Below are 17649 nucleotides of genomic sequence, written 5' to 3' on the forward strand. Positions count from 1 at the left end.
CATGTCCGTGGACCTGCGGTCACTGCTGGGGGAGTCGCTCTACGACGAGGTCGTGACGTACTTCGTGGGCAAGACCGGTGAGCCGGTCGACTACGTCGAGCGGCAGACCCTGGAATGCCTGCGATACCTGTACCTGGTCTCCGCGCACCGGGACGAGCTGGCGGGGCTGTTCCTCCCGGTCGAGCAGGAGATCGACGAGATCTGGCACTACCTGATCCTGCAGACCGCCGAATACCGCGACCTGTGCGCCAGGCTGCCCGGCGGCTTCTTCATCGAGCACCGCAGCATCAGCTACACCGAGTACCAGGCCGAACCGCCACGCGAGCAGGCCATCGGCGAAGCGCTGCGTTGGATTCCCTTGTACCAGAAGGAGTTCGGACCGTTCGACGAAGGCGCGTTGCCACATTGGACGATGGTCCGGTTCCTGCACGCGGAACTGGGCCTGTCACTCGACGAGATCGGTACGGCCGCGGTCAGCTGACGGCCGCGGTGACGCGGGACCTTCCCGCGGCGTACGCGATGGCGAGCCCGGTGACGAGCTGCACCACCAGCACGACGCCGAACGACGTCGCCGCGAACACCGTGCCGAGCACGGCCACCCCGATCGCCATCGCACCCTGCTGGGTGGTCACCAGCACCCCGCCACCGACACCCGCGTAGGCGGTGGGCACCGCGGCGAGCACCGAGATGTTCGCGGCGCCCACCACCAACGCCTGGCCGAGACCGATCAGCGCCAGTCCGGGCAGCGCGTTCCAGACCGGGCCGTCCAGCCCCAGCCAGCCGAGCAGCCAAGCGACACCGAGCGCTTGCACCAGCGCGCCGCACGAAGTCGTCCGGTCGCCGATGCGCGCTCGCAAACCCGGTACCGCGAACGATCCGAGCAAGAACGCCAGCGACATGGGCACCACGGCCAGCCCGGCCGTCATCGGGTCCAGCCCGAAGCCGTGCTGCAGCGTCAACGGCAGCGCGAACAGGAAACCGGCCCACGCGGCCAGGAACGGCGCGAGCAGCAGCAGCCCGCCGCGTACCCGTGGCTCGGTGAGCACCGACGGCGGGAGCAACGGTGACGTCACCCGATTTTCCGTACGCCACAACGCGATCGCCACCGGCGCCGCGGCCACCAGTAGCACGAACGTCCACCACGGCCAGCCGAGCACCGGGCCACGGTTGACCGGCACGAGCACCATCAGCACCAGCGATCCCAGCAGCGCCGTGCCACGCGGGTCGATGCCCGCCGGGTTCGCGGACCTGGTGTCGGGGACCAGGAAAACCGCCAGCACCGCCGCCGCCAGCCCGAGCGGCAGGTTGATCAGGAACAGCAGCCGCCACGAGGTGTCCCACAGGTCGGCGCGCAGCAGCACGCCGCCGAGCACCAGGCCGAGGATCGCGGCGAGCCCGCTCACCGCGGCGTACAGACTCATCGCCCGCGCCCGGCGTTCCGGTGTGATCGCGGCCTGGATGGTGCCGAGCACCTGCGGCGGGATCAAAGCCGCTGTCGCACCCTGCGCCACCCTCGCTGCGATCAGCCAGCCGGGGCCGGTCGCGAGCGCGCACAGCAGCGACGTCACGACGAACCCCAGCAGGCCGGCGATCAGCACCCGGCGGCGGCCGAAGGCGTCACCGAGCCTGCCGCCGAGCACCAGCAGCAAGGTGAAGGCGAGCCCGTACCCGGCGACGAGGAGTTCCAGGTCGGCGTTGGCCGCGCCCAGGTCCGTGCCGATCGTCGGCAGCGCGACGTTGACGATGAACGAGTCCATCATCGGCAGCAGGGTGCCGAGCAGCACGACCGCCAGCCCGGCGAGGGACAGCGGGTGTTCGCGGCCGGTCACGGCGCCGTCAGCGTGAAGCCGCGGTAGCCCTGCTGGGCGACGGTTTCGCAGATGCCGCGGTAGACGTCGAGGCCACCCGAGTACGGCATGAACACCCTCGTCTTTCCCGGGACATTCGCGCCCAGGTAATAGGAATCGGCATGGCGGTACAGCGTCTTGGCCGCCGCTTCGGCGACCTGGCCGGTCCAGTCCTCCTGCGCGGCCGGGTCGGCTTCGGCGCACTGCTGCCCGGTGGAGCGCAGATGCAGCAACAGATCCCTGATCCAGGCGACATGGTGCTCGATCGCCCTGAGCACGTTCGACAGCACCATCGTGCTGCCGGGGCCGGTGATCGTGAACAGGTTCGGGAACCCCGCCACAGCGAGCCCCAGGTAGCTGCCGGGCCCGCCTGCCCACTGCTTTTCCAGCGAGACGCCGTCTCTGCCGGTGATGTCCATCCGCGTCAACGCGCCCGTGAAGGCGTCGTAACCGGTGGCGAACACGAGCACGTCGAGCGGATACGTCTTCTTCGCCGTGCGGACGCCGTCTTCGGCGATCTCCTCGATCGGTTCTTCGCGCAGGTCGACAAGCCGCACGTGGTCGCGGTTGAACGTGGTGAAGTAGCCGGAGTCCACGCAAAGCCGCTTGGTGCCGATGGGATGACCCCGCGGAACGAGCCGCTCCGCGGTTTCCGGGTCATCGACGGCCGCCCTGATCTTGGCGCGGACGAAGTCGGCCAGCAGCGCGTTGGCTTCGAGGTCCCGGCCGGTGTCGGTGAACGTCGCGACGATCGAAGTGCCACCCAGCGCCCATCGCCGGTCGAGCGCCGCCTCACGCTCGGCGGGGTCGGTCCCGAGTATCGGCTGACCGGTGCCCGTCACCGCGTGACCGAATCGGGTGGTGCTCGCCAGCCGGACCCGTTCGTCGAACTTCCCCGGTTCGGCCGCCAGCTCGGTTTCGTCCAGCTTCCGGTTCCCGGCGGGGACGCTGAAGTTCGCGGTGCGCTGGAAGACCACCAGTTCGGCGGCTTGCGCGGCGAGTTCGGGGATCACCTGGATCCCGGAGGAGCCGGTGCCGATGACCCCGACCCGTTTGCCGGCCAGGTCGATCGGCTCGTGCGGCCACCGCCCGGTGTGCAGCTGGATGCCCTGGAACCGTGATTCCCCCGGTACCTGCGCGGCGGACATGCAGCCGACGGCGGAGACGAGGAAGCGGCAGCGGTGCTCGCCGCGGCCGGTGCGCACCAGCCAGGTGGCGGACGCCTCGTCGAACACGGCGCCGGTGACCCGGGTGCCGAAGGTGATCAGCGGCAGCACCCCGGCACGCTCGGCGAAGTGCTCGGCGTAGCGCAGGATCTCCGGCTGGCCCGCGAACCGCTCCGACCAGCGCCATTCCCGGTGCAGGTCACGATCGTGCAGGTAGCAGTAGTCGAGGCTCTCGATGTCGCACCGGGCCCCGGGATACCGGTTCCAGTACCAGGTTCCGCCGACCCCGTCGCCGGTTTCGAAGGCGTGGCAGGAGAACCCGTTCTTGCGCAGTTCCGAGAGCATGTGCAGGCCGGCGAACCCGGCCCCGATCACGATGGCGTCGTAGTCGATCGGCGCGGCATCGCTCAAGGGCTTTCCTCTCCTCGCGGTACTTCGGTCCGGCGAAGAGGTACGCCCCCGCCACCAAGATCGACTATAGCGGCAAAACGGACATCGGGGCTGCCGGCTGCACCATTTCCACAACTCCGCCACTGGTGACCGTGGGCACTCTCCGTTGGCGGCTTCGTGCCGATGGCCCGCGCTTCGCGGGCGGCGCTTTCCGTGGAAGGTGCCGCTCCGTACGTCCGGCTGGGCGCGGATCGAAAGTACGTCACCGCCTTGCTCGACGAGGGCTGGTCTCAGGAGACATGCCCTAGTCAGCTGCCAGCTAGCCGGAGCGTGCCGGTCCGGCGCACCGGTCACTGTGGAGCGTGCGGCATGACAGGGCTGCCGCGCTCGCCCGCGACGGCGCGGCAGAAGCTCGTTTGGGCGGGTCTGTCGGTGTCGGCCACCTACGTCGGCTCGGTGGTGATGGCGAACTGGGCCTCCACGCACTGGTCGGCTCTGCTCGTCGGCTCGCTGATCGTGCCCGCCGGCACGCTGTGGGCCGGGGTGACATTGACGCTGCGCGACCTGCTGCACGAAGCCCTGGGCACGTCGGGCGTTCTCGCCGCGATCGTGGTGGGGGCGTTGCCTGGCACGACCGGCCTCTAACCTCGTTGCGCGCCAAAGGACCTCGGCGCGGATCTGACTGCGCGCCTGCTTTCCCACGCGTGCACATACCGCGCTCGCGTGGCCAGAAGGAACAACGCACCCCGGCGTAACCCTCATTCACGAAACGGAGACGCGACTCACATGCACATTCATCGTGAGCGAGCACAAAAGACTGAGCACGCGCGCACTACTCGACGAACAAGCCGCTATGACCGAACTAGCCAGAACCATAGCTCTACTGGACGACGCTGTCCGATGCGCTGCAATCATGACCGACTGCACTGAACTCGAGACGTTCGCCACGAAGCACCTGACCCCGTCACACACACGTCACGACTGGTTCCGCGGTACCTCAGAATCGCTGGATGGGATCAAAGACGCGCTACGCGCCACCCCGCCGATGTCATTCGGCGTGGTTTATATGTCATAAATAGCCACTGGTTGATGGTCATAAACGCCACCGTTGCCCCAGCAGTGGCCTGGGCGCCGAGCCACTACGTCACGTCTCAAACTATGCACCCCTCGAAGTATGTCACGGAGAGTGTTCACTTAAGGTTCAATGGGCTTCTTGGCCACTTCGATGATGGACCACAGTTGACTGTCGGTGCGCCGGTAGCAGATCCGCCGTTGATCCGTCATTTCCTCGACGGCCAACATGCCCAGGGACGTGAACCGTTGAAACGATTCGACTGCGGAAATGCCCAACTCAACTTGGGATGAGTACCGGCAAGCCACAGGAATTGAGCGTGGCCGCCAGCGCTCCGGCAATCGCTGTAAAAATGGTAGCGATCGTCCATCGTTTGTCGACGGGTAATTGACGTCACGCTTCTCAGCGTCCGCTCATGCCACTGGTCCGGCGCACACTGAACATCGACTCGTGTCGAGCCGCAGATGTTCTAATGAAGGCGCATGCCTGGTCGCCGGCATGGGTTTCTCCGCTCAGCCCACCGCACCCGCACGATCGACTCCGCACGTAGCGGCCGCTCCGCGACGGTAAGTGCGAGCCGGTCGCCGTAGGCATGCCGATCATCCTTGTCCGCCGGTGACGGACCGCGGACGAAACAGCGGCGCGGTGATAATTCCCTACACTGGTCGAGCGGCACCGCGGCCTGTCCAAGCCGGTCGGCCTGACCGGGTGAAGCGTGTTCGCCACGAGTAGCGTCGCGGTCGTGGCCACGGTGGCGTCGATGAGGTGCCGAGGTGCCCGCCCCCGCACACCTGTCCAGCTGAACAACGCCACAACCGCTCGTCGTCCCCGGCGTACCCGCCGGCAGGTATCCGTCGATCCCGCCGATCAAGAAATTGCCGCCGGAAATTCACGGACACGGCGATCGCGGAATTGGGTAGTTCACACTCCGTAGCTGATGCGTACGGGGGAACTAGGTCCAGCTCCTTGACAACACCCCCGTCAGCGGAGTTATGTCCCTGGCTTGAATTCAGAGAAAAATGAACTCTGAAAATCGTTCATCGGGCCACGGGTAGGAATCGAGCCACGCCACAGATGAAAGAAGACGAACCACTTCGACGCCGTCCTGCCGCCACCTACTGGAATCCCAGTACGTGGCGGCTGCGCACCAAGATCTCCGTAGTGCTGTTGTTGCCCGTGCTCGTCGCGCTGCTGCTGGCGGGGGTACGGGTGCAGGCCGAGCTGGCCAGAGCGGGCGGGCTCAGCGCCGTTCGGGATCAAGTGCCTGTTCTGCAAGGGATCGCCGAGCTCAGCGCGCTCGTCGACGACGAAATGATCCACGACGGCGGATCCGCGCAGACCAGCGCGGTGGACGCGAAATCGGCGTCGGTGCGGCATGACGCCGACTTCGCGCGGCTCGCGCCGGAGACCGCGCAGGCGCTGGAGACCGAACTGGGGAAGCTGGCTGAGCTGCGTCAGGAGACCGGGTCGCCCGCCGTCAAAACCGGTGGCTACCACGACTTCGTCTTCGCGCTCAGCGAAGTAGTTCCCAGGGTGGTCGGACAGGCAGGCGGCAGCCCGGATCTCGACGTCTCGGCCGGCGTCGCCAAGGCGCTCGTGCAGCTGAGGACCAGTCTCGCGGTGCGCGAGGCGCTGTCCGGGCAGTCACAGGACCCGCCGATCGTGGCCGCCACCCAGCAGGCCGCCGCCGAGGAAATCGTGTTGACCGCCCAGATTCGCCGGTCGTTGCCGCCTGGGGCGGAGGCCGCCCGGTTCGCCGCGGCGACCATCCCCGGCGCCGGGGGACCGGCGGCGAAACGCGCCGCCCTCGGGAATCTGCTGACGGAGCACATCAAGATGCTTTCCGACTCGGTCGGGTTCCAGACCAACCTGGCCCGTTCCGACGCCCTTCGTGACGCCGCGCTCATCATCGCTTCGCTGCTCGGCGCCCTCGCCGTCGCGCTCGCCGTGGCGCGGTCGCTGGTCGCGCCGATCCGACGGCTGCACGCGGCCGCGATCGACGCCGCGCGCCGCCGCCTGCCCGACACGATCGAGCGGATCCGGGGCGGGGAAGTGATCGACTGGCAGGCGATCGAGCCGCTCCCGGTCGGCTCCGAGGAGGAGATCGGCCAGCTCGCCCGCGCCTTCGACGACATGCACCAGCAGGCCGTCCGGCTGGCCGTCGGTGAGCAGGCGGAGATGCGTATCCAGGTCAGCGAGATGTTCATGACGCTGTCCCGCCGCAGTCAGTCGCTGGTGGAACTGCAGCTTTCGGTCATCGAGGACCTCGAAACCGACGAGCAGGATCCGCAGCGGCTCGCCGAGCTCTTCCAGATCGACCACATCGCCACCCGGTTGCGGCGCAACGGCGAGAACCTCCAGGTCCTCGCCGGTGGCCGCCCGGTGCGGCGGGAAATCGGGCCGGTCGCGACGGTCGAGCTGCTGCGAGCCGCGACCTCGGAGGTCAAGGACTACCAGCGGATCTCCCTCGGGAACGCGCCGCGCGGGTCGGTGCAGTCCGAGGCTGCCGCCGACGTCGTGCACATCCTCGCCGAACTGCTGGAGAACGCCATCCGCTCCTCGCCGCCGGATGAGCAGGTCGTGCTCACCGCCGACCGCGGGTTCGACGGCGGGGTGCTGATCGAGGTCGTCGACGTCGGGCTCGGCATGGGCCGCGAAGACATCGAGGCGGCGAACGTCCGGCTCTCCGCCGGTGACGCCGTGAGCCCGGAAACCACGCGCCGCATGGGGCTGTTCGTGGTGAGCAGGCTCGCCGCGCCGCACGGGATCACCGTCCGGCTGCGCCCGACGGCCACCAGGACCGCGAATGCGGGGATCACGGCGAGCGTGCACGTTCCCGGCGAGCTCGTGCTGGTCGACCTGCCGCCGCGGCCCGCGATCAACGGCAGCGCCCGCCACGAGCTCGAACCCCGATGGCCCTCCGAGGAACCGAGGCCCTTCGACGCGGAGCTCACCCCGATGCCGCTCCCGATCTTCGACCAGACGCTTTCACATTGGTTCGCCGAGGAACCCGTCGCGGCTGCGACGGACCAGGCCGGCCAGTGGGTCACCCCCGTCGACCAGGTCCGGCTGGCCGCGGAAGTCGCGGTCGGCGGCCTGGCTGACCTCGAGTTCACCGAGTCCGGGCTGCCGACCCGGCAACCCGGCGCGCAGCTCGCCCCCGGCGCGGCCGCCCCGCGCCGGCCCGAGACATCCAACACGTCGTTCCGCGATCCGGCGGCGGTGCGGAACAACCTTTCCCGGCACTACAGCGGCATGCGTGCGGCCCGCCATCGCGTGACGAACGAGCCGGCCGAACCGAAGGTGGAGAAGCGATGAACACCCGGCAAGAAGGAGCGGACGTGATCGACCAGCCTCGGAACTGGCTGGTTTCGGCGTTCACTCAGGACGTTCCCGGCGTCGCACACGCGGCGCTCGTCTCGGCGGACGGACTGCTCGTGGCGGCAAACGAAACGCTGCCGCGGGACCGGGCCGACCAGCTCTCGGCGATCGCGTCCGGGCTGTCCAGCCTCGCGCTGGGCACGGCCGAGCTGTTCACCGCCGGCCGGGTCGTGCAGTCCGTCATCGAGATGGAGCAGGGCTTCCTGATGCTGATGAACGTCGGCGACGGCTCGAACCTGGTGGTGCTGGCCAACCCCGGCTGCGACATCGGGCTGGTGGGGTATGAGATGACGTTGCTGGTCGACCGGGTCGGGAAGATGGTCGAGACCCCGGTGCGGCGTGCGGCCTCACCGGGAGCCACCAGGTGAGTGAAGCCCAGCGACGTGAGGGCGGTCGGCACGCGGCTTCACTGGCCCGCCCCTACGCGTGGACCGCCGGCCGGACCCGGCCGACGGTCGACCTCCCGGTGGAAGCGCTCGTCGAGACGACCGCCGAGGGACGCACGGCACCCTACAGTCCTACCAACCCGCTGGCGGTGGTCACGCAGCTGTGCCTGCACCAGCGTTCGGTGGCGGAGGTCGCGGCCCACCTGAACGTGCCGCTGGGGGTGGCCAGGGTCCTGATCGGCGACCTGCTCAGCGCCGGGCAGGTGTCGGTGCGGGACACACTCACCGAAGACACTTCCTGGGACGAACGCAACGACCTGCTCGAAAGGGTCCTCAGTGGACTACGCGCACTCTGAACGACGGATCACCTCGGCCAAGATCGTGGTGGCAGGCGGGTTCGGCGCCGGCAAGACCACCTTCGTCGGCGCGGTCTCGGAAATACTCCCGCTGCGCACCGAAGCCGTGATGACGACCGCGGGCGCCGGGGTGGATCGGATCGAGGCGGTGCCGGGGAAGATCGCCACCACCGTCGCGATGGACTTCGGCCGGCTCACTCTCGCCGACGACCTGGTGCTCTACGTGTTCGGCACGCCGGGCCAGCACCGGTTCTGGTTCATGTGGAACGACTTGGTCCGCGGCGCGGTCGCCGCGATCGTCTTGGTCGACACGCGCCGTCTCATGGACTGCTTCGCGCCGATCGACTTCTTCGAGTCGCGCGGACTGCCGTTCCTGGTAGCCATCAACCAGTTCCAGGGCACCCGCCAGCACTCGCCAGGACAAGTGCGGGAGGCGCTCAAGATTCCGGCGACGGTGCAGGTGATCTCCTGCGACGCGCGCTCGCCGGAGTCGACGAAACAGACCCTCATCGCCGCGGCCGAGCACGCGTTGGCCGAGTTACATGCGCCGCACCAGCGAAAAGCCTGACAGGAGCCCGGAAATGCAGATGGATCACGACGATTTCGCCATGGGGAACTGGCTCATCGTGCTCGCGTACCTCACTTCGGTGGTGGGGTGCGCGCTCGGGCTCGCCTGCACACTGCAGGCCCGGTCCACCGCCAACTCGCGGAGCCGGCTGGGCTGGCTCGCGCTAGCCGCGGTGTCCATCGGCGGTGTCGGGATCTGGGTCATGCACTTCATCGCGATGCTGGGCTTTTCGACGCCAGGTCTGCCGGTGCGCTACGACATCCTCCGCACGACATTGTCCGCGATCCTTTCGGTGGCCGCGGTTTTCCTCGGCCTGCTGGTGTTCGGGGTCCGCGACCGGTTCGCGTGGCGGCGGCTGCTGCTCGGCGGGCTGCTCACCGGGCTCGCGGTGAACGTCATGCACTACACCGGGATGTGGGCGGTGCAGATCAAGGGAACCATCGGCTACGACGTCCCGATGGTGGCGCTCTCGGTGATCATCGCGGTCGTCGCCGCGACCGCCGCGCTGTGGTTCACCGTCGCGCTGGACAAGCTCCTGCCCCGACTGGCGGCGGGACTGGTGATGGGCGCGGCGGTCACCGGCATGCACTACACCGGGATGGCGGCGGTGCGCCTGCACCTGGATCCGGCGGCGGCGGATCCGCCCGGGGTGGAGGTCTTCTCCTTCCTGTTCCCGGTTTTCGTGCTGGCCACGCTGGCGCTGGCGGTACCGATCTGCGCGGTACTGACGGCATCGGCGAGTACCGAGTCGCCGCGCCCGGTCACCCAGCCATAGGATCCCGGAGACCCGGTCAGCGATCCCGCCTCCGCCCCAGGCGGCGACAGCTCGCACCTTGCCTGCTCTTCCCGGAAGGCCGAGTGGCCGTATTGCGCTGCTCCGAGTCGCCATCGAACGCCCCTCTGCCGCGCTGACCCATGCTCGAGTTCCACATCGAAGTCGCTGTCGCCTGGCAACAGGTCGCTGCCGGAGACTGGGCTGGGTAGGCCGCCGACTCTCTGAACGGTACTGACATCGATAGTCGGCGACCGCTATTCGGATGGAGCGGCCAGATGAGCATCGTTGATCAACTGCCAGCCCTCCTAGGAGTCGTAGTCGGCGCGACCATGTCCTACATCTCAACGAACCTCACTGAACGAAGCCGCTGGCGGCGCAGCCACGCAGCACGATGGGACGAACGACGACTGGCCGCCTACTCCGACTACGGAAACGCCGTCAAAGAGATGGTCTTGCTGGCCAACCGCATTGCCGCGGCACGCGGCCCCAACACCGATCCCCAGCCACTCGAACCGGATGACGACGCGCTCGCGACACTGACCGAGGCGGCAATGCGGTGTTCAGTTCTCAGCGAGACGGTGCGTCTGCTGGCCGACACCAACACGATCACGGCCGCGCGAACAATGAGCCACTGCTCTTGGAAGCTTGAGTGGTTCGTCCGCGGACGGCTCGACGCTGACACCGCAGCATGGCAGCAGGCGTTCAAGGAATACAAGGATGCCCGCGACGAATACCTACGCCGCGCCCGCCAAAGCTTGCAGGTGACAGGATCCCCGATCCCGCACAACAGACCATGGCCACCACGATGGCAATCGGCCCCGCCAGCTATGGGGAACCAGGAGCAGCCCGACCGGGCCATCATGCGTCTCCCCCTCGACTGTCGGCCCAAGACGCTACGTTTGAGGATGGAAACCCTGTTCACGATCTCGCAGACGAAGCCGCGACTGGGTCCACGGTCCTCTTGATCGCCTTCGGGAACATCCGCACGTCAAGTGAGTCGAGGAGCCGCTGCGAGACGGTCTCGCGAAGCACACTCAGCAAGATGCCCCAGACGGGGTGCTCCCCAGATTGAATCCTCGTCCTGGCCATACGAGACTCTCGCCCCCGCCCGAGCCGCCACACGAGACGTTGCTAGAGACACCAAATTGCGCCGGCCAGACGCTGTAATGAGCCGCGGCCGCTCGACCCGAAATCCGGCCTGCAGGCGTACCCGGTCCGGCCTGGGCTGACGTTCCACAGGTTGCGGCACAGCCAGAAGACCTGGCTCATCGCCGGCGGCGCCCTCGATATCGTCCAAACCCGCCGCCTCGGCCACCACCTCCACGACCGCGTCGTAGAGACCTACAGCCACGTCGCCCGCGAAGTCGAAACCCGGCTATTGGCCGATCTGCAGCGACGCTGGAAGAAGGCGGACCGGCCGGAGCTGATCGCCGGGCGCAACCCGGTGGTCGAGGCGCTGCGCGCGGACGTCCCGGAACCAGCAACGAAAAGCCACCGCTGAACAGCGCTCCACCCGCACCACACTGCTCCAGAAACGCTCCAGCAGGGGCATAGAGAACCCCAAGAACGATCACGCAAGATCGGAGCAGAATGCAGAAAACCCCTCCGACCAGCCGAAACGGCTCAATCGAAGGGGTTCCCTGAGACGTGGAGCTAAGGGGACTCGAACCCCTGCCCCCCTCACTGCCAGTCAGGTGCGCTGGCGCCTTCTACCTGCAAAAACAGGGAATCCGCATGAAAACGCTGCCGTTCAATGCACGTGGATGCCGTTCAGCGCGCCCCTGTGCCCCGGGTTTGCCCCAGGGAAATTGGTGTGAAACCAGATCACCGCGTCACTGCTCTCTGTAACCGTTGCTGGTGGCCGGCTTGCACCCTCGAAGGATCAGTGTTCGCCTTGCCCATCTGGCAAAGAGCAATTGGACGCGTCCATCCGCCAAGCCGACCGGTTCTCGGTTTCCGCTTGCCGGGTGTCTCAACCAACCAGTCTGGTGAGAGCCTTCTTACCTTCAGCCCGCACGAGGTTCAAGGTATCGGAGCTCCAGTCCGCCGCCGACAAATTGTCGAGGAATTCCTGAATCGGACCACGAGCTTCTGAACGCCTTAGCTTGCCGAGGGCGCGTAGGGACGAGGCAGCTACTGCGGGATCGTCCAGCAGGTTCAAAAGCACGTCCAAGGCCCGGTCGTCCTTGAGCTTCGGCAACGCCGCGACGATGTCAGCTCTACTCGCGCCGTAGGAGCGGTCCTGGGCGAGGTCGAGGTACTCCGTGGCCACTGAAGGGTCAGCGAAAGTCGCCAGTGCAGTGGCTACCGCTTCCCTGAAAACAGCGGTGATGACTTCACCTGCGTCCGGTCGCCGCGGATCGAACAGGTGCGGCGGATTCCGGAAGAATTCAAGGAGGGCTGGACGTGCCTGTTTTTTGGCGAAGCTGAACGACAACGCGCGCACTATCCCGTTGGCCACCGTCGGATGACCGACCTTGGGCAGCCATTTCAAAAGGATAGGCACGGCTGCCCGGTAGTCGACCTTCCGCGTCTTCTGTTCCCCGGTTTTGTCATCCTGGTAGGTGTAGTCGACCTGGAACAGGTGCCAGACATCGGTCAACTCGTAGCCGGTTGCGACGAAGTCAGGGATCACCCCGTCGTTGAGTTCGGCTAGCAGGCCAGCCGCCGCTTCGTCAGCCGGACGCCGGGCTTCGACCGCAGCCGGATCGGCCGCCTCGGTTTCCCTGTGAGCGGCGACGAGTTCCAGGACCTCCGCGTGTGAGAGCGCGTGTCCTGACGGGGGATCCGTTTCAGTCATGGGATGATTTCCTTCACAATCACGCAGTTGGCAGTGATCCATTGCTTCCAGCAAACCAAGAACGAGGCCGGCCTCGACCACTACCAAGTCCGGTCCTGGCGAGCCTCGTATGCAATCACCGAGACCGCACCGATCCGGTCCAGCGCTCCCGCTAGCTCCGCTGCGGTCACCACGCCGAACTCGACCATTTGCAGACCGGACCGTGAGGTCCGGTCGAGCGACTCCCGACCGGCAGCAGACGTCCGAGTACACACCACGACGTCCTTTCCACCGAGCGCGAAGTCCAACGCGATCCCTGTACCTATAGTGCCGCCACCGATCACGGCAACGCGCCTGACAACACTTCGTGTCATTTCCCCCAACCTCATAAGTGCAGCGCAACTGCCATTGAGCCAGCAGCTCTCAAGTATTCGAGGCCGGACTGCAGCACTAGCCTGTGGAGGCGATGATGCCGAGCAAGCACTCTTCGCCCGGGGCGAAACCCCAGCGATTGAGGTCCAGGTGCACATACTGCAGCAGCAGATTCGCCGGATCCACCGGGACGCCAGCCGTGCGGGCGCGGCCTACGGTTTCGGCCACCACGGCCGCGTGGTCCTCGGCGCGCGGGATGTTCCCGGTCACGGCCGCAACGCCGTCCGCCGTGGCACGCAGCAGCTCGCGGAGTTCACGCTGATCCGGGATGCTGAGCCGCAGCTGCCAGCCCCACTGTTTGCGGTGGGCGGTCCAGAACTCTTTCTCGCGGCCGGGCATCGCGGTCCCGACCGCCGCGGCGAGGTACCGGACGGCCATGGCTGCGCGATCGTAGCGCGGGTCGAGGTTTGAGACGTCGTTGTCCACATACCACCGCGACGCGTGCGTGAACAGTTCTTCGGCCAATGCCACACCCGCCACGCCGCCGTACTTCGCCAGCTCAGGGGCGTATAGGCCGGGCGTGACCTTCTTCGGCCCAGGCCTCGTGAACGACATTCCAGGGCCGACGAGTCCTGGCCCCGATCCCGCGCCGCGGACGTCGTGCAGTAACGCCGTCAGCTCACCGGCGCGGTCGTGGATGCGGTCGACGCCGTCCGGACCGCAGTTGATCCGCAGCCGCAAGTGCAGGCCGGCGATGTCGAGGTACCGCATGAAAAACCAGCGATCCGCACCCTCTTTCTCGGCCTGCGCGCGCAGCCAGGGCAGCACGACTCTGGTTGCTTCGTCCAGCAGGTCGGCCCGGCCGGGATATGCCCGTACGTACCACCAGTCTGTAGCCTGAGCTGTCAGCGTTGTCATCGAGTCCCCTCGTCATGGCGCGGCCAGGACAGCAATGTGATGTGCTCCGTCACCCGCCGCTTGCCGTTGTCGTCGCGCTGGGGCTGGCTCTCACGTCCCGGCAGCACCTCGACGAGTCGTACGTGTTTGGTCGCCGATTCCAGCCACTGGTGGAAAATCCGCATTGACAGCGGTGAATCCAGGCTGATCCACATCGGCTTTCGCGCGCCCGCGCCGGGGAAGAACGAAAGCTGGTGTGCGAACACCTCGCCGGGCAGCCCGTGCTGGTCGCGGAACTCCCGCAGCCGGAGCGCGAACGTGGCGTCGTCGCTGTCCGGACGCGGCATCGCGGCCAGCGGGACGAGCCAGGACGCGCGCCTGGTCACGATCCGGCCATCTTCGGCACGTGGTATCGCTACCACGTCCGCGCCTGCCTGAGCGAGCAATTGGGGCATCTTGCTGAGCGTGTAGTCGCAGTCCGGGCTCGCATTGACCCACGGATCGGCCAGCACGGCGAGCAGCCGCACGTACGACTGGGTCAAGTGCTGTGGCACCAGGCCGAGATAGGCAAGGCCGAACGGGTCACCCGCGGGGTCGCAGAGCGAGAGCGTGTTCGTACCGGCGTCGTGCACCAGTACCATTTCGTCCAAAGTGGACGCTCCGACGGCGTTGGGTTCGCCAGGGATCAGCAGTGGCGGCAGGATACCGGCGCATTCGGCCTGCGCCGTATTGCAGTCGGTCCACGGCACCAGTTCGCGGCACGGCACGCCGGGCCAGCAGCGCTCGATGTGAGCGGAAAGCCCTGCGCTGAACTCCTCGCCGAGCAGCCCGCGGAACCGGGCGAACATGCCACCGGTGCCGGCGCCGAAGTTGTTGACAACCAGCCGGTGCCGACCAGCCAGTACCGCTTCGTGGCTGTCCGCCTCGATCTGGAACATCACGCTGACGTTCGGCGGCGCGCTGGTCGGCCCGACCGGTAGCCAGGCACGCGCGCCGGGGTCAGCCTTGCTCCGCTGGTCCGCCGCGGTTGCCTGGTCGTAACCGGGGTTGTTGTCTCGTTCGACCATCTGCCGCATGAGGAATGCGAGGGGGCTCGCGCAACTGCCGCCGGCACCGAACTCGGCGACGAACCGGTCGAGCAGGAAATCGTAAAGGTGCGAACGGAACAGGTATGGCCGGATCATCGCGCCGAGCGTGGCGAGGTCCTCGCCGACGGCGGGGAATGACCTGGGGTCGGGCAGTTCGAGATCGGTTTCCCGGTCCTCGTAGACCAATCCGCTCGGGTTCCCGCTCATCTCTTCGCGGCTGGCCCAGTTCTCGGTCACCTTCGCGATCCGGGCCCCCACCTCGGCCCTGGCGGCCACGCCGCCCTCGCCGGACCGGGCGCCGAGGTCGTGCGCGAGTGTCAGATCCTCAGCCGGGATCTCAGATTCGGCGCCCTGGACCAACGCAGCTAACACCTGGAGCGGTGCTTCGCCTTGGAGCCAGGGTGTCACGGGCCGAATCACACCGGAGTCCAACAGCCTGCGGAACCGGGCGAACGGCCGCAGGCCTCCGATCGCTTCGACCACTTCAGCGTAGCTGACGCGGTCACGTCCGGCGAAGCCACCGATCCAGCGCAACGCGTGATCTGCCTCGACAACCCGGTCTTGGCGCCAGACGGTGCCTTCGGCAAGCACGAGTTCGGAATGGACAAGAATGCCATTCGGCTCGTTCGGGCCGCCTTCCCGGATCAAGGCGGGACGGTAGTCCAGCAGCGGCGCGGTTGTCTCCGAGCGCGCCAGCCGGACCAAGGCGAGATAGGCGACCGTCGCAGAGGTGCGGTTGCCGCTGCGGCCGGTGCCACGCTTGCCGCCGACCCCGACGGTCGTCAGGCCGGAGAACGGGCTCGTCTTGAGACTCGCGCGCGTGATGTAGGAATAGAGCGTCTGAAGGTCCCTCGGGGTGTCGAAACCACGCTCATGCGGCTTGCCGTACCGGATCCAGTCCGGTGCAGCGATCGCCAGCGATTCCAGGAAACCCTTGTCTTGCAGTACTCTTCGGAATTCATCGAGCGCCGCCACGCGGTGTGCAGCCAAGACGTTCGTCAGCTCGTCCTGACGTTCCGCCCGCGAAATGATGAGGCCATCCCACTCTTCGATCAGCGCCGCGTGCCCGGCTGGAACCCTGGCGCTGAGTCGTTGCCTGGTGTCGGTATCCCAGCCGAGCGCGGCTCGCTTGTTGACCGCGCGCTTGCCCGCGAGAACTGTTCGGCGCAGCGGCACATCGTCGTCCAACCGCGGGACGAGTCCGAAAAGGACATCGATCAGCGGTTCCGCGCAGCCTGCCAGCCGTTCCTCGGCCACCCGTACCTCGGTGAGCAACTCGCCGACCTTCGGCACCACCAGGTCCACCACGGTCGCGTCCAGTCCGGCGACCCTGGTCAGGAACGGTCCGATCAGCGGGGACAGCCGATCGGCGACGAGCGGGCTGAGTGCGGCGGCGGTCATGCGCCCAGCCCGAACAGCAGCCGCGCGACGGTGTACAAGGAGTACAGGACGCCAACGAAGAGCACACAGCCGTAGGCGACGCACACCGCGCCATATGCGAAGTAGGAAGCCTTCGCCCGCTGGGAAGTCGAGGCTAAGTGAGGGGGAAGCTCGCGACGGCGGAGGACACTTTTCAGCACGGTGAACGCGCGCCCACGTGGGTCGACGAGACCGGTGCCCGCTTCGACAGCCGAATACCCGTCCGACGGCAGCAGCGGGTTGACGTTGACGATCAGGCCGAGCAGCTGCAGACCCAACAGGAAGATCGCGGTGGCTTGGATGAACCCGTCCGAATTGAGCGCGGTCAGACCGACCAGGCCGCACAAGATGCCGTCACTGGTGATCCCTGCCAGTGCGAGCGTGACCCGCCCGCCGCGGCCGTGCAGCCGGTAGGCGTCGGTCCGGTCGACGTAGGCGACCGGCATGAAGTAGAACAGCAGCGCGACGCCGAGGCCGCGGACCGGCGCTTTCAGCACCTGTGCGACCACGGCGTGCGAAAGTTCGTGGATCAGCACGATCAGCAGCTGCGCGATCACCGCGGTGACGAAGGCCGGGACGTGCACGTAGACGATCGGCGGGGTGCCCGCGAGCAGCGCGTAGCCACCGACCGCATACCCGCCCAGCGCGACAATACCTAGCAGGATGGCGAAGAATTTGACCGGGAGCAGGCGCAGTAGACGAGCGAGCGGCTCCAGTAGCTTCGGCAGCGACCGGGTGAGCACCACCCTCGGCATGAACATCGACGACCGGACTCGGTCGGACTTGAGCACCTTGTCCGGCAACGGCGAGCCGACCAGCAGACCGCTTTTCGCCAAGGCCTCCAGGAATGGGTCGATGTTCCGCTCGAGCGCGACCGATCTAGCGGACTGCCCGCCGGACAGGAATTCGACGAGGTCCTGCTTCGTCCGCGAGCCGTCCAGATGTTTGACGATCACTTCGGCCGCGGGCGAGATCCGGTGGTAATGGCCGGTAACCGGATCGAAGATCAGCGGGGTGTCGTCCATCCCGCGGAGGATTTCCAGCTCTTCTCGGAGCTTCGGCGCTGCACTGATCACTTCGTTACCTCAATCCATTGGATCCGCCCCGTAGAGGGCCATATGAGAACGCGACGACGTCCCTGGCTGCCATGGAC

At 67.0% G+C, this 17649-nt stretch carries 16 protein-coding genes; 9 read left to right on the forward strand and 7 right to left on the reverse strand.

Going from position 1 to position 17649, the window contains the following annotated elements:
- Position 1: 1 nt before the first annotated feature.
- Positions 2-481, forward strand: a complete 480-nt coding sequence (locus ACFV15_RS05845; protein ID WP_378348993.1) for a hypothetical protein — start codon at positions 2-4, stop codon at positions 479-481.
- Here ACFV15_RS05845 and ACFV15_RS05850 read toward each other — a convergent pair.
- The gene (locus ACFV15_RS05850; RefSeq protein ID WP_378348994.1) at positions 474-1829 is read right to left on the reverse strand and encodes an MFS transporter; all 1356 of its coding nucleotides are present in this window, start codon (positions 1827-1829) and stop codon (positions 474-476) included. The genes ACFV15_RS05845 and ACFV15_RS05850 overlap by 8 nt on opposite strands.
- Positions 1826-3424, reverse strand: a complete 1599-nt coding sequence (locus tag ACFV15_RS05855; RefSeq protein WP_378348995.1) for a flavin-containing monooxygenase — start codon at positions 3422-3424, stop codon at positions 1826-1828. The genes ACFV15_RS05850 and ACFV15_RS05855 overlap by 4 nt, the downstream gene beginning before the upstream one ends.
- Before the next feature lie 348 nt (positions 3425-3772).
- On the opposite strand from ACFV15_RS05855, the gene ACFV15_RS05860 reads away from it, so the two are divergent.
- The 8 genes from ACFV15_RS05860 (at position 3773) to ACFV15_RS05895 (ending at position 11442) form a co-directional block, all read left to right on the forward strand.
- Positions 3773-4048, forward strand: coding sequence for a hypothetical protein (locus tag ACFV15_RS05860; protein ID WP_378348996.1), 276 nt, complete (start codon positions 3773-3775; stop codon positions 4046-4048).
- A 1501-nt stretch (positions 4049-5549) separates the two neighbouring features.
- Positions 5550-7793 (forward strand): ATP-binding protein, encoded by a 2244-nt coding sequence (locus ACFV15_RS05865; RefSeq protein WP_378348997.1) that lies wholly within the window; start codon positions 5550-5552, stop codon positions 7791-7793.
- Entirely contained in the window at positions 7790-8224 is a 435-nt protein-coding gene (locus tag ACFV15_RS05870) for a roadblock/LC7 domain-containing protein (RefSeq protein WP_378348998.1), read from the forward strand. The genes ACFV15_RS05865 and ACFV15_RS05870 overlap by 4 nt, the downstream gene beginning before the upstream one ends.
- On the forward strand, positions 8221-8598 hold the full coding sequence (locus tag ACFV15_RS05875; RefSeq protein WP_378348999.1) for a DUF742 domain-containing protein: 378 nt from the start codon (positions 8221-8223) through the stop codon (positions 8596-8598). Before ACFV15_RS05870 ends, ACFV15_RS05875 begins: the two co-directional genes overlap by 4 nt.
- Complete coding sequence (locus tag ACFV15_RS05880; RefSeq protein ID WP_378349000.1) at positions 8579-9166, forward strand: ATP/GTP-binding protein; 588 nt, start codon at positions 8579-8581, stop codon at positions 9164-9166. Before ACFV15_RS05875 ends, ACFV15_RS05880 begins: the two co-directional genes overlap by 20 nt.
- Positions 9167-9185: 19 nt before the next feature.
- A complete protein-coding gene (locus ACFV15_RS05885; protein WP_378349115.1) occupies positions 9186-9941 on the forward strand; it encodes an MHYT domain-containing protein in 756 nt (251 codons plus the stop codon).
- Positions 9942-10216: 275 nt separating this feature from the next.
- A complete protein-coding gene (locus ACFV15_RS05890; protein ID WP_378349001.1) occupies positions 10217-10906 on the forward strand; it encodes a hypothetical protein in 690 nt (229 codons plus the stop codon).
- A 275-nt stretch (positions 10907-11181) separates the two neighbouring features.
- Positions 11182-11442 (forward strand): hypothetical protein, encoded by a 261-nt coding sequence (locus ACFV15_RS05895; protein WP_378349116.1) that lies wholly within the window; start codon positions 11182-11184, stop codon positions 11440-11442.
- Between the two features lie 471 nt (positions 11443-11913).
- On the opposite strand, the gene ACFV15_RS05900 is transcribed toward ACFV15_RS05895, so the two are convergent.
- The 5 genes from ACFV15_RS05900 to ACFV15_RS05920 form a co-directional block, all read right to left on the reverse strand.
- Positions 11914-12741, reverse strand: a complete 828-nt coding sequence (locus ACFV15_RS05900; RefSeq protein WP_378349002.1) for a hypothetical protein — start codon at positions 12739-12741, stop codon at positions 11914-11916.
- Positions 12742-12821: 80 nt separating this feature from the next.
- Positions 12822-13250, reverse strand: coding sequence for a 3-hydroxyacyl-CoA dehydrogenase NAD-binding domain-containing protein (locus tag ACFV15_RS05905; RefSeq protein WP_378349003.1), 429 nt, complete (start codon positions 13248-13250; stop codon positions 12822-12824).
- Positions 13171-14010, reverse strand: coding sequence for a lantibiotic dehydratase C-terminal domain-containing protein (locus tag ACFV15_RS05910; protein ID WP_378349004.1), 840 nt, complete (start codon positions 14008-14010; stop codon positions 13171-13173). The genes ACFV15_RS05905 and ACFV15_RS05910 overlap by 80 nt, the downstream gene beginning before the upstream one ends.
- Complete coding sequence (locus ACFV15_RS05915; protein ID WP_378349005.1) at positions 14007-16478, reverse strand: hypothetical protein; 2472 nt, start codon at positions 16476-16478, stop codon at positions 14007-14009. The genes ACFV15_RS05910 and ACFV15_RS05915 overlap by 4 nt, the downstream gene beginning before the upstream one ends.
- Complete coding sequence (locus tag ACFV15_RS05920) at positions 16475-17572, reverse strand: hypothetical protein (protein WP_378349006.1); 1098 nt, start codon at positions 17570-17572, stop codon at positions 16475-16477. The genes ACFV15_RS05915 and ACFV15_RS05920 overlap by 4 nt, the downstream gene beginning before the upstream one ends.
- Positions 17573-17649 lie beyond the last annotated feature (77 nt).

The sequence above is a fragment of the Amycolatopsis sp. NPDC059657 genome, assembly GCF_042734395.1.
Taxonomy (GTDB): domain Bacteria; phylum Actinomycetota; class Actinomycetes; order Mycobacteriales; family Pseudonocardiaceae; genus Amycolatopsis.

What these genes read in the sequence shown, in the direction of transcription:
- ACFV15_RS05890 (WP_378349001.1), top strand. Translation starts at nt 10,217, where the DNA reads ATGAGCATCGTTGATCAACTGCCAGCCCTCCTAGGAGTCGTAGTCGGC.
- ACFV15_RS05860 (WP_378348996.1), top strand. Translation starts at nt 3,773, where the DNA reads ATGACAGGGCTGCCGCGCTCGCCCGCGACGGCGCGGCAGAAGCTCGTT.
- ACFV15_RS05845 (WP_378348993.1), top strand. Translation starts at nt 2, where the DNA reads ATGTCCGTGGACCTGCGGTCACTGCTGGGGGAGTCGCTCTACGACGAG.
- ACFV15_RS05915 (WP_378349005.1), bottom strand. Translation starts at nt 16,478, where the DNA reads ATGACCGCCGCCGCACTCAGCCCGCTCGTCGCCGATCGGCTGTCCCCG.
- ACFV15_RS05905 (WP_378349003.1), bottom strand. Translation starts at nt 13,250, where the DNA reads ATGTGCACCTGGACCTCAATCGCTGGGGTTTCGCCCCGGGCGAAGAGT.
- ACFV15_RS05885 (WP_378349115.1), top strand. Translation starts at nt 9,186, where the DNA reads ATGGATCACGACGATTTCGCCATGGGGAACTGGCTCATCGTGCTCGCG.
- ACFV15_RS05900 (WP_378349002.1), bottom strand. Translation starts at nt 12,741, where the DNA reads ATGACTGAAACGGATCCCCCGTCAGGACACGCGCTCTCACACGCGGAG.
- ACFV15_RS05865 (WP_378348997.1), top strand. Translation starts at nt 5,550, where the DNA reads ATGAAAGAAGACGAACCACTTCGACGCCGTCCTGCCGCCACCTACTGG.
- ACFV15_RS05910 (WP_378349004.1), bottom strand. Translation starts at nt 14,010, where the DNA reads ATGACAACGCTGACAGCTCAGGCTACAGACTGGTGGTACGTACGGGCA.
- ACFV15_RS05870 (WP_378348998.1), top strand. Translation starts at nt 7,790, where the DNA reads ATGAACACCCGGCAAGAAGGAGCGGACGTGATCGACCAGCCTCGGAAC.